The following is a 12,076-nucleotide window of genomic DNA, read 5'->3' as shown; positions in this document are numbered from 1 at the left end:
TAGGCATACCACCTAAACCGTCTATTTATCGAGCAATAGATACGCAACTTTTGATATGTTTTAAATGGACGACTATCGTAAAAGTCACAATCACTAACAATGACCAAGCACCCCACTTTCCAGCGTGTACCATTGACCAAGCACCAATTTGATTGGGATATTGCCATACCCCAAAAAAAGTCCCAAAATTTTCTGCAAGCCAAATAAAAAATCCAATTAGCATAAATGCGCACAATAATGGCATTTTTCGCTCTTTATCTAATGGGGTATAAAACACCACAGTACGGGCATATAACCCAAAAATAAATGCAGTTAAATACCATCGATAATCATCAATATAATGGTGGCTAAAGAAGTTTACATAGATGGCTAATGCCACTAATGTCGCCATCCAATAAGGTGGATAATGCTCGATGCGTACTTTAAAAAAACGCCATGACTGAATGATATAGCTCCCAACAGCGGCATACATAAATCCGGTAAACAGGGGAACACCCCATAATTTAGTGTATGCCTCATCAGGATATTGCCATGAACCAATGGTGGCCGATGTTTTAAATAGTTCCATCATAAAACCGACCAGATGGAATATACAAATGGCCTTGAGCTCATCCCACGTTTCCAATTTACTCCAGACCAATAAAGCCTGAAATGATACTGCAAATATTAGCAATACATCATAACGGGGGATACCTACAATACCCTTAGCGGGGACGAGAAATAAGGCTAAGAAAAAGAACCCTGCAAACAAACATGAACGTGCATTAATAATACCAAAAAACCAAAACTCCAAAATAAAACGTTTTATCCCAGTGCTATTGCTCGGCTTATGTGCCATTAGGATCTCATCAAGTTTTCCTAATAAATTTATTTTTTGGCAGAGAATGCTCATTCTAGTCGCTCAGTTTTGGGATCGAAAGTTTTGAGCTTACTTGCTCAATATAAGTCGCAAATTCTAGCAAATTAAAACGATAAACCAATCGGGTAACAATCTTATTTTCAGGTTCTTTATATTCATATAGATAAAAATTCTTTTTTCTACACTTTCTTCGTTAGTTTTATGAATTTTAAAATGATTTTAGATATTGAGATCAATGCCGCATCCTTTAGCAATTCAAATTTTGAATCTGGTGTATACTTAATTAAACAGTAAATAATCACTCTATGACTTAGGAGTTTTATGATGAAATTGTATTACGCTCCCGGTGCTTGTTCCCTTTCTCCACATATTATTTTGCGTGAAACTGGATTAGATTTCAGTATTGTCCGCGTTAACATTAAAGAGAAAACTACCGAGACTGGTGAAAACTTCTTAGCAATAAACCCTAAAGGTCAGGTACCAACGCTTGTTTTAGACGATGGAGAGCAATTAACCGAAGGTGCTGTGATCGTGCAATATATCGCAGATCAAAATCCAAACAGAAACCTTATTGCACTCCCTGGCTCTATGAAGCGTTATCACCAGTTAGAAGCCCTCAACTTTATTTCAACCGAATTGCATAAGAACTTCACACCGTTATTTGCACCGGGTACACCAGAAGAGTACAAAGAAACCGTTCGTGCAATGTTACTTAAAAAATTCCAATACGTTGATAGTATTCTAAAAAATCAACCTTACTTTGTGAATAAAAGTGATTTTTGTGTAGCGGATGCCTACTTATTTACTGTCACAAATTGGGCTAATTTTGTTGGTCTGGATTTAAGTTCATTAACTCACCTGAAAGACTATTGTGAGAAAATTGCTAAGCGCCCGAAAGTACAAGAAGCGTTAGCCGCTGAAGGGTTATTGAAGAATTAATCAAATTGAGTTAATTGAAAAACAGCGCGCATTTATCAGGCGCTGTTTTCTTTAGAAAGGGCGTAAATTAATCTAGCTGAGTTGTACAGAACTTATGTTCTGGATTAACCATTTTATCTTGTGCGGCCACTAACTGTAATTCATACTCACCCATCTCTTTGGTTTTCAGCATTACCTCATACACTGCAGCTGCCACATGCTCTAAACCTTTATCTAGTGGCTCACCTTTCAAGATATTAACTAACATCAGGCCACTGGTTAAATCACCGACGCCAACAGGTTGTTTTTCGCCAAAATCCACCAGCGGACGACTGACATGCCAACTGTGTTTTGCCGTCACTAAAATCATTTCGAAACGATCTGCTCGGTAGCCAGCACGGCTTAAATGTTTTACTAATACAGTCTTTGGACCTTGATGGCAAAGTTTACGTGCAGCTTGTACCGCTTGCTCAACAGTCGTAATTTTTTCACCGGATAACGTTTCTAATTCTAATAAATTCGGTGCAATAACATCACTCGCAGCAAGTGCTTGTTGGCATAAAAACTCCGCAACTCCGGGCGCAACGATACAGCCTTTTTCAGGGTGCCCCATCACAGGGTCGCAAAAATAAATTGCTTTGGGATTTGCAGACTTAACACTCTGCACAATGGATAAAATATCCTTGCCCTGCTCAGCTGAGCCAATGTAACCGCTTAAAACAGCATCACAAATTTCTAATTTATGGATTTTGGCTAGACCCGCTACAATATCGGTAAGATGTTGAGCAGGAAAGACGGTTCCAGTCCATTGAGGATATTGTGTATGGTTAGAGAACTGCACTGTATTAAGTGGCCACACATCTACGCCCATCCGGCACATAGGAAATGCGGCGGCACTGTTTCCTGCATGGCCGAAAACAACATGGGATTGTATTGATAATACGCTTTTCATTGGAAACCCAGAGAATTGTTATGTCGAATGAAGAGAAATCAGTGATTAGCCATTTGTTATTATAAATAGCCCAGAATATTTCTGGGCTTGATATGACAAAGGTTAGTCAGAGCTATTTCCAGTTGATTAAGCAGTCATTTTTCTTACCGCGGCGGATAAGCGTAAAACGACCAAACAAACGGTCCGCATCAGTAAACACATACATTGGTTCCGTTTGTTTTTGACCGTTAATTGATACTGCGTTCGAGCTGATTGCAGTTCTTGCTTGACCGCGAGAAGGTGCCAATTCTGAATCTACTAAAGCTTGCTGAAGGTCAGCGCCTACTTCTAATGTGATATTTGGCATACCATCCTGAGCTAATTGCTCTAAGTCAGCTTCTGTTAAATCAGAAACTGCACCTGAGAATAAACTCTCTGTAATACGTTTTGCTGCCGCTAATCCCGCTTCACCGTGAACCAATTTGGTCACTTGCTCTGCTAATACATACTGAGCTCGTGGCGCTTTACCACTATTTTTATCTTCTTCTTCCAGTGCGTTAATTTCGCTTAATTCCATGAAAGTAAAGAATTTGAGGAAACGATAAACATCCGCATCAGCTGTATTGATCCAGAATTGGTAGAATTTATATTGGCTGGTTTTCTTTGGATCCAACCAAACAGCACCACCCTCTGTCTTACCAAATTTAGTTCCATCCGCTTTCGTGATCAGTGGAACAGTCAAACCGAAGACTTGGTTTTGATGTAAGCGACGAGTTAAATCGATACCAGAAGTGATATTACCCCATTGGTCTGAACCACCAATTTGTAATTCAACTCCCATCTCTTTATTCATGTTCGCAAAGTCATAACCTTGTAATAAGTTATAAGCAAATTCAGTGAAAGAGATACCGACATCATCACGATTCAAGCGCTGTTTAACAGACTCACGGTTGATCATTTGGTTCACAGAGAAGTGTTTACCAATGTCACGTAAGAATGTCAAAACGTCCATTTTACCAAACCAATCGTAGTTGTTAGCTAGGCGTGCGCTATTATCACCACAATCAAAGCTTAGGAATGGCGAAACTTGGTTACGGATTTTTTCTACCCACTCTTGAACGGTTTCTGCGGTGTTCAATTTACGTTCAGTAGCTTTAAAACTCGGATCGCCAATCAGGCCCGTTGCGCCACCTACCAACGCCACAGGCTTATGCCCGGCTAGTTGGAATCGTTTTAAACACAGCAAAGGAACCAGATGTCCCAAGTGCAAGCTATCTGCGGTAGGGTCGAAGCCACAATAGAGAGAGATAGGGCCTTGCGCCAGTCTCTCTGCTAACGCATCCTCATCCGTTACCTGGGCAACGAGGCCCCGCTCTTGCAATTGTTTAATCAGGTTATTGCTAGACATCAATGACTCCATCGGTTGAATTTTGTCTATCTGTTTTAGTATAAAAAACTGGCGGAGCTAGGCTCTGCTCAAAAGTCCGTCAGTGTTATTTGTCAATTTTCTTAAGTGCGGCTATAGCATAAAGCGCATATCAATTAAGTGCCAGCTAAAAAACTATTTATTAGGGAGCCAATCTGTCAATAACCCAAGCATCCCCTTCCCTTTGGTATAAAAAGCGGTCATGTAAGCGATGAGCGCCACCTTGCCAAAATTCGACACTGTTAAACACGACCCGATAGCCCCCCCAAAAACTCGGTAATGGCACTTCACCATTTTGGAATTTTTGTTTTAATTCAAGAAACTTCCCTTCAAGTATCCCGCGGGCGGATATTCTTGATGATTGCTGTGATGCCCAAGCTGCAATCTGGCTATCTTTAGGGCGACTATGGAAGTACTTCAAAACTTCGATTGGGCTTAAACGCTCAGCAATTCCCGTAAAATGAACTTGTCGTTCTAATTGGTACCATGGAAAGTGCAAACTGATTTTATTATTATGTTCTAAATGTTGTGCTTTGCGACTTCCCATATTGGTATAAAACACCAACCCCTTCTCATCAAAATGCTTTAATAGGACGATCCGTTGATAGGGTTGCCCTGTTTCATCAACCGTTGCTACGCACATGGCAGTTGGGTCGCTTAAACGTGCTTCACAAGCCTGTTTTAACCAACGTTCAAATAATGAAATTGGGTCTGTGGTTAAATCTTTACGTCTTAAACCGCCTTTTGTGTATTCACGACGAACTGCGGCAAGATCTACTTCATCGAGCTCATTCATTCTTCTATCCTTTAAAACGGTTGTTTTTATCAATATTAGTTGGATAAATTGCACCAAGTACCGTATCTCGATTAGCCCCTGTAACTGAAGCTAGATTTCCCGGTAATCCGGCGATTGTACGGGCGGCTAACCATGCAAAAGCCAACGCTTCCATATCATCACCACTAAGCCCAAACTTATCACTCGCAGCGACTTCAATACCGGGAAGTAGTGCCGCTAAACGCGACATTAAAAATTTATTTAGAGCGCCTCCACCACAAACAATTAAGCGCTCGCAACCGCCACATAGAGTGACTTGATCGGCGATAGATGCAGCAGTTAACTCACAGAGAGTTGCTTGAATATCTTGAGATGCCAAGAGAGGATAATGTGCTAAGTGCTGTTCTAGCCACTGCATATTGAAATATTCACGCCCCGTACTTTTCGGCGCTGCTCGTTTAAAATAATGGTCATTAAGCATGTCATTTAATAATGCTTGATTTACCTTTCCGCTTTCAGCCCATTCGCCATCTTTGTCATAAGCTTGCTGTTGATTACGCCATACCCAAGTATCCATTAGCATATTGCCTGGACCAGTATCATATCCTTTGATATGGGCACCAGGAAATAATGTTGTAATGTTGGCAATTCCACCAATATTGAGCACAATTCGTTTTTCAGTTGGATGCCCAAGTACAGCAAGATGAAAAGCAGGAACAAGCGGAGCACCTTGCCCACCATATGCCATATCTCTACGACGAAAATCCCCGACAGTGGTGATCCCCGTCAGTGCGGCAATTCGATTATTATCCCCAATTTGCATCGTAAATGGTGTATCGCTATCGGGTTCATGCCATACCGTTTGCCCGTGGCAACCTATGGCTATAATATCCTCAGGAGACAACCCTGTTTGTTCGAGTAACTGATTAATAGCGTCAGCATATAAAGTGCCAAGTTCTCGGTCAATCTGCCCAATTTCAGATAGTGTCGTTTCTTGCCCCTGACAGATGTTTAAAATTCTTTTTTTCAACTCAATGGGAAATGAAGCATTTAGACTAGACTGCTCTGCAACAAATTTATCATTAATAGCAGCCAAGACAACATCAACTCCGTCTAAACTGGTTCCTGACATAACACCGATGTAGCGACCCGATTTAATCATCTTATTATCCCTTCAGAGATCCCATTTTGAGTGAAGTAAGCCATGAAAGATTGTGCTTTGATAACGCTATTTGTCAACTGATCGATTCAGTTTCTCGTACCGCTTCGCAGGTTTAATAAATAATTGATAAATTAAATCACCGTATTGAACAAAATAACAACAGTTCATTGTTTTTCTATCCCCCTAATTTTAATTTGATTTATAATGGTTCAATCTATAATTATCTGCTAAACCTAAAGATAGTAGTTATTGGTTGCTGTTAACTATAGATATTGATAATCCTAATTTAGCAATTGTCTAGAAGTGATATTCAAAAAATGCACTTTTGCTATGAGTATTTGACAAAGAATGCCTTTAATTAGGGTTTTAGAATAAATTTGAGAAATTTCACCTAGTGTTTACAAACTATTTAATTCAGAATTAGTAGTCTAAACCTCGGTGTCTAATACAATTTTTTGATGTTGTTGTGCTTATGGTGAAAACAAATATACGATGCTATGTTAGTGCCACAGACAGCAAATCTCATAGGAGTCATTATGCTTAAGAAAGTTTTTGTAGGTGTTGTTGCAGTTGCTATGTTATCAGGCTGTGTCAATACCAGTACGCTTTCTGGTGATACTATTTCAGCTCAGGATGCGAAACAGGTTCAGACTGTCACTTATGGTACAATTCTCAATGCTCGCCCTGTTACTATTCAAGCAGGCGAAGATGCTAATGTCATTGGAGCTATTGGTGGTGCTGTACTCGGTGGTTTATTAGGTAATACTGTTGGCGGAGGTACAGGTAAAAGTTTAGCAACAGCGGCTGGTGCAATTGCAGGTGGTTTAGCTGGTCAGCAAGCTCAAGGTGCTTTAAATAAAAGCCAAGGCGTACAGTTAGAGATTCGTTTAGACAGTGGTAAAAATATTGTTGTCGTTCAGAAACAAGATCCTAACGCTTTCCGCGTCGGTCAGCGTGTAATGATTGCAAACAGCGGTAACTCTGTCACTGTATCCCCTCGCTAATCTAGCGATTATATATGTTCACCGACTTCATTGTCGGTGAACATTATTTTTATAATCTACACAACTGAACTCGAATTAATTAATTTTGAAATTATTTCAATAAAATCAATTAAACATCTAGATTAATATTAAAAATATAGTTTTATGTGTACCTGCACAGCAATAAATTTTATGATATCTGATTTTAATAATATATTTTCCCAGTGTGACTATGTGAATAATAAAATAAAAATTATCTTCATTTTACAAATCGCATGGATGAAAATGAACTGAACCAATAGATATGTATACATATGAAAACAGTACCATGATAAAGAAATAATTTTATTTTAAATAATTATCGTAACTCACAATAAAACATATCATTAAGATTAAGTTCCATTTACCTTCAAGAATCACTCTGTAGTCTCAGAATGTTTTTCTCCAACCTTAACAGAAGAAGGGATAATTGACTGAGCTCATCATGACTAATATTACTCAAAATTTCAGTACGCGTATTATTAATCACTTGATCGACCGTTTTGATAAAAGGCTCTGATTCCTCTGTCAGTTTAATTCTTTTCGCTCTCCTATCATTGGCACAAATATGACGTGAAATTAAGCGTTTTTCTTCGAGTTGGTCTAGGGTTCTAACCAAAGATGGCTGCTCGATACCAATAGCTTTTGCCAACTGAATTTGCGATTGCTCCGGTGGTAGCTGACTAATATTATGCAACGTTACCCAGTGAGTTTGCGTTAATTTAAGCGGCTTTAAACGATGATCAATTAATGCCCGCCACATACGAACTACACGAGATAATTCAGTTCCGATTTGAGATTCCAATTTACCCTCCTTTATATAATTATAATGACTAAAAAATATACCAAACACATATTATTTTTTAAATTATATATTAATTTCCTTTTATATTGACAACATTTTATTGACCATTTACCTATCAAATACCTATATATAGTGATAATCAATGGCTTATTTGGTGACATCAAACCTGATTATTAATCATGTTTTTATAAAAAACAATTCAATTTATTAATAAGATAACCTATCAATTATCTTATTAATAAGAATAGCCTTACTCTGCTTTCAAATCTATCTATTTTAACCCTTATAGTAATTACGACTAACAATAAAAAAAGCAATGGCAAATAAATTGTTTAAAAACAAAAGAATATAGTTACTCTTAAAGTTATATTTTTTACAAGGGGTTCAGAATAATACCATCACTAATTTTTATAAATAAAATTTAATTGAAAGATAACTTATGAAATAAATTTAATCTAATATAATTAAATGTGAATCTTTTCAACAATCGATTGATTGAATTATTAATATTAAAGCATATAGATAAAAATAATTACATACCGTAATAAATTAGAAAAGTGACTGTTGCAGATCAATTATTTCTTCTTGTATCACTTTTTTGCTATTTGCTCTTAGTAACCGTTGACGGCATAAGCGAATCACATGACGTTTTTGAGCATTAGTCAATTGTAACCACCCAAATCTTTCATCCCGAGTCCTATAGCAACCTCGGCAGTAACCCTGCTCATTGGTTTGACATATCCCGCGGCAAGGGCTAGGAATCTCAAAAAATTCAAGTTGTTCTGCCATAGTTAATCCCTCCCCACAATCAAAGTCATAAATATATGATATACTCCCCAAAAATGAATATAACCATTAATTGAATAAAAAATAAACTGTAATCGCTGTATTTAGTAATATACCCACGTTATATTAATAGATAAATCGATTCGGCATTATGATGTGAAAATTTATAGGGAGAATTTTATGCGCTTACTTCATACCATGTTACGTGTGACTGATATGCAACGTTCCATTGATTTTTATACCGACGTTTTGGGTATGCGTCTATTACGTACGAGTGAAAATCCTGAATATAAATACTCTCTTGCTTTTGTGGGTTATAGCGATGAAAGCGAAGGTGCAGTGATTGAACTAACTTATAACTGGGGTGTTACTGAATACGAAATGGGTAATGCTTATGGACATATTGCACTCGGTGTAGACGATGTTGCAAAGACCTGTAATGATATTCGCCAAGCTGGTGGAAAAATCACTCGAGAAGCAGGTCCAGTAAAAGGTGGCTCTACTGTGATTGCCTTTGTGGAAGACCCTGATGGGTATAAAATTGAATTAATTGAAAATAAAAGTGCAAGTAAAGGGTTAGGTCACTAATCAACTCAATTGTTTAAAATTTAGGTGGCTTTCATGTCCACCTAAATTTTCTATTGTATTTAGCGACAAAAATATATTCCCTTTGGCATAATAAAAGCCAACCAGAAACCGTAAACTGAAAGTCAAATGTCTGAAAAAAATAATCCTAACTCACTGGTAAATCGCTTCCGAGGTTACTACCCTGTCGTTATTGATGTTGAAACTGGTGGCTTTAATCCTAAAACGGACGGTCTATTAGAAATAGCGGCAATTACTTTGAAAATGGATAATGAAGGTTGGTTATCTATTGATGAGACTTTACATTTTCATGTGGAGCCTTTTGAGGGCGCTAACCTAGAGCCTGCCGCGCTTGCATTCACGGGCATTGACCCAACAAATCCATTACGCGGTGCAGTCAGTGAATATGATGCTTTGCATGCCATATTTAAAACGATCCGCAAAGGGATGAAAAATACTGACTGTAATCGCGCCATAATGGTGGCCCATAACGCTAATTTTGACCATAGCTTTGTGATGAATGCAGCAGAGCGTTCTGGTTTAAAACGTAATCCTTTCCACCCTTTTGCCACTTTCGATACAGCCGCATTAAGTGGCTTAGTTTTTGGGCAAACTATTTTGGCTAAAGCCTGTGTTACCGCAGGAATTCCTTTTGATGGAAAACAAGCTCATGGCGCATTATATGATACCAATCGGACTGCGCTCCTGTTCTGCGAACTCGTGAATAAATGGAAGAAGCTCGGTGGTTGGCCCCTCCCCGCAGAATCCGAATAGTGTAAGTAACTACATAAAAAAACCGTATTAGACTTTAAAATACTAATACGGTTTTTATTACTTGATGTAATTTTAACAAATTACAACAGCAGTAAATTATTCAGAGGCCGCGTCATCCGCAGAACGATATTTATCCGCAGTTTCCTTAATTAGCGTTTGTAACTCGCCACGCTGGAACATCTCAACAATAATATCGCATCCACCAACTAATTCACCATCGACCCATAGTTGTGGGAATGTTGGCCAATTGGCGTATTTTGGTAACTCTGCACGGATATCTGGATTCTGTAAAATATCAACGTAAGCAAAACGCTCACCACAAGAAGATAGAGCTTGCACTGCTTGAGCAGAAAAGCCACAGCTTGGCAGCTTTGGCGAGCCTTTCATATATAATAAAATTGGATTTTCTTTAACTTGGCGCTCAATTTTTTCAATTGTTGTCATTTCTAATTCCTAAAGCATGGGTGCTGATTTTGTAGTCAATTAGCAGTATTACCCGCCTCTTTATATACCGAAATCATTAACTGGAATGACTTCTCGGCACTGTTAAAACATCGTAAACAGCTCAGTGATAGTTTCATACAATATGCCAGTTTTGTAAGGTGATTACTATAGCACTCCTACTTGCTTCACTCAAAAGGTGAAAAGCTGCGTACATTGGTTCTCTTTTGCAAATGTCTATTTTACTGCGCTGTTTTTACAGTGTAATTATGGTTGTTGTTTGTTAATATATTAGCAAATTAATAACACTGAATGCTTTTCCATACTCAATAAAAGCTAAAAGTGGAGAGGTTGCCGAGATAAAACTTGAATATACCCAACAAAAACTTAGTCATTAATAGCATCATGGGATAGGCTTTTTATTCTTAAAAGTTGTATCCTATGATAATAATTAAATGATATATCAAACAGCATAATACGACGTTAACGTTTTAGCTGTAATAATAGAAGTAAGAACAATTTCAGCTCATTTTACGAGCAAACACCCTAAATATTGAATAAAAGCAATCAAGGAGTACGCAATGTCTTTTGAATTACCAGCTCTACCGTATGCTAAAGATGCTTTAGAACCTCATATCTCTGCAGAGACCTTAGAATATCACTACGGTAAACACCATAATACTTATGTTGTTAACCTGAACAACCTAATCAAAGGGACTAAATTTGAAGGTTTGTCTTTAGAAGAAATCATTAAAACTTCTGAGGCTGGTGTATTCAATAACGCCGCTCAAGTTTGGAACCACACTTTTTATTGGCACTGCTTAGCCCCTAATGCAGGTGGCGAACCTACTGGCAAAGTTGCAGAAGCAATCAATAAAGCATTCGGTTCTTTTGCTCAGTTCAAAGAGCAATTCACAGATGCTGCTATTAAAAATTTTGGCGCAGGTTGGACTTGGTTAGTTAAAAAATCTGATGGTAGTCTAGCTATCGTTAATACATCTAACGCAGCAACACCAATTTCTGGTGATGATAAACCTATTTTGACTGTTGATATCTGGGAACATGCTTACTATATCGACTACCGTAACGCACGTCCAAAATACTTAGAAAACTTCTGGGCGCTGGTTAACTGGAAATTTGTTGAAGAAAATCTGGCTTAATTGTAGTTCAGATCTAAAATGATTAAGGGCGAGTATCATACTCGCCCTTAATTGTTTTTCACCTTCAATGGTGGTGAAAAAAGAAATCAAAAAATATGTACGGCAAAAAGAATAATTACAACTAAAGAGCCCATTGCCGCCATTAATCCATATTTAAAATCTGTATCCATGAGTTCCTCTCATTTAAAGTAAAGAAGTTGAAGTAATATTAACCATGCCAATACAACGGTTAATTTAGTATACATCCACAAAAATGCAAAACCAGTGCTTATGTCACATGTTATAACATCAATTATTTCTTTCGTTTTTGCGCTAGATCAGACAAAATCGATAACAAATCGCTAAATTATTGCTTGTAAAGGGTCAATGCATCAATATGCAGGTAATTATTTAACTAGAATTCTTTTAGAGACCAAGTCTGGTCAGGAGTTT

Annotated in this window: 13 protein-coding genes; 5 read left to right on the top strand and 8 right to left on the bottom strand. The window is 37.9% G+C overall.

Annotated elements, in window-relative coordinates:
- Window positions 1-25: 25 nt before the first annotated feature.
- Window positions 26-838 (bottom strand): DUF817 domain-containing protein, encoded by an 813-nt coding sequence (locus tag EL244_RS07905; RefSeq protein ID WP_407901518.1) that lies wholly within the window; start codon window positions 836-838, stop codon window positions 26-28.
- 345 nt (window positions 839-1,183) lie between these two features.
- Between EL244_RS07905 and gstA the strand changes: the two genes are divergently transcribed.
- Complete coding sequence (gene gstA / locus EL244_RS07900; protein ID WP_039854139.1) at window positions 1,184-1,798, top strand: glutathione transferase GstA; 615 nt, start codon at window positions 1,184-1,186, stop codon at window positions 1,796-1,798.
- 67 nt (window positions 1,799-1,865) lie between these two features.
- Here the strand turns inward: gstA and pdxY are convergent, their stop codons facing one another.
- The 4 genes from pdxY to anmK form a co-directional block, all read right to left on the bottom strand.
- Entirely contained in the window at window positions 1,866-2,729 is an 864-nt protein-coding gene (gene pdxY / locus EL244_RS07895; protein WP_006813239.1) for a pyridoxal kinase PdxY, read from the bottom strand.
- A 112-nt stretch (window positions 2,730-2,841) separates the two neighbouring features.
- Window positions 2,842-4,116 (bottom strand): tyrosine--tRNA ligase, encoded by a 1,275-nt coding sequence (gene tyrS, locus EL244_RS07890; protein WP_039854143.1) that lies wholly within the window; start codon window positions 4,114-4,116, stop codon window positions 2,842-2,844.
- Between the two features lie 160 nt (window positions 4,117-4,276).
- Entirely contained in the window at window positions 4,277-4,930 is a 654-nt protein-coding gene (gene pdxH / locus EL244_RS07885; RefSeq protein ID WP_126460006.1) for a pyridoxamine 5'-phosphate oxidase, read from the bottom strand.
- Between the two features lie 4 nt (window positions 4,931-4,934).
- Window positions 4,935-6,071, bottom strand: a complete 1,137-nt coding sequence (gene anmK / locus EL244_RS07880) for an anhydro-N-acetylmuramic acid kinase (RefSeq protein ID WP_154600568.1) — start codon at window positions 6,069-6,071, stop codon at window positions 4,935-4,937.
- A 536-nt stretch (window positions 6,072-6,607) separates the two neighbouring features.
- On the opposite strand from anmK, the gene EL244_RS07875 reads away from it, so the two are divergent.
- On the top strand, window positions 6,608-7,075 hold the full coding sequence (locus tag EL244_RS07875; protein ID WP_039854148.1) for an outer membrane lipoprotein: 468 nt from the start codon (window positions 6,608-6,610) through the stop codon (window positions 7,073-7,075).
- A 388-nt stretch (window positions 7,076-7,463) separates the two neighbouring features.
- Here EL244_RS07875 and slyA read toward each other — a convergent pair whose 3' ends face one another.
- Window positions 7,464-7,898 carry a transcriptional regulator SlyA gene (gene slyA / locus EL244_RS07870; RefSeq protein ID WP_039854149.1) on the bottom strand — a complete coding sequence of 145 codons (435 nt, stop codon included), beginning with the start codon at window positions 7,896-7,898 and terminating at the stop codon, window positions 7,464-7,466.
- 549 nt (window positions 7,899-8,447) lie between these two features.
- Window positions 8,448-8,687, bottom strand: coding sequence for a DUF1289 domain-containing protein (locus EL244_RS07865; RefSeq protein WP_126460003.1), 240 nt, complete (start codon window positions 8,685-8,687; stop codon window positions 8,448-8,450).
- A 177-nt stretch (window positions 8,688-8,864) separates the two neighbouring features.
- Here EL244_RS07865 and gloA point away from each other — a divergent pair, with 177 nt between their 5' ends.
- Together gloA and rnt are read left to right on the top strand one after the other, a co-directional pair.
- Entirely contained in the window at window positions 8,865-9,272 is a 408-nt protein-coding gene (gene gloA, locus EL244_RS07860; RefSeq protein WP_039854154.1) for a lactoylglutathione lyase, read from the top strand.
- A gap of 126 nt (window positions 9,273-9,398) precedes the next feature.
- A complete protein-coding gene (rnt, locus tag EL244_RS07855; protein WP_006813247.1) occupies window positions 9,399-10,043 on the top strand; it encodes a ribonuclease T in 645 nt (214 codons plus the stop codon).
- Window positions 10,044-10,139: 96 nt separating this feature from the next.
- Here rnt and EL244_RS07850 read toward each other — a convergent pair whose 3' ends face one another.
- Complete coding sequence (locus EL244_RS07850) at window positions 10,140-10,487, bottom strand: Grx4 family monothiol glutaredoxin (protein WP_115164248.1); 348 nt, start codon at window positions 10,485-10,487, stop codon at window positions 10,140-10,142.
- A 578-nt stretch (window positions 10,488-11,065) separates the two neighbouring features.
- On the opposite strand from EL244_RS07850, the gene sodB reads away from it, so the two are divergent.
- Window positions 11,066-11,644 carry a superoxide dismutase [Fe] gene (gene sodB, locus EL244_RS07845; RefSeq protein ID WP_126460000.1) on the top strand — a complete coding sequence of 193 codons (579 nt, stop codon included), beginning with the start codon at window positions 11,066-11,068 and terminating at the stop codon, window positions 11,642-11,644.
- The last annotated feature ends 432 nt before the right edge of the window (window positions 11,645-12,076 follow it).

The organism is Providencia rustigianii (assembly GCF_900637755.1).
Classification (GTDB): Bacteria; Pseudomonadota; Gammaproteobacteria; order Enterobacterales; family Enterobacteriaceae; genus Providencia; species Providencia rustigianii.
Note: the sequence above shows the minus strand (reverse complement) of the source record. Positions and strands in the feature narration are given on the sequence as shown.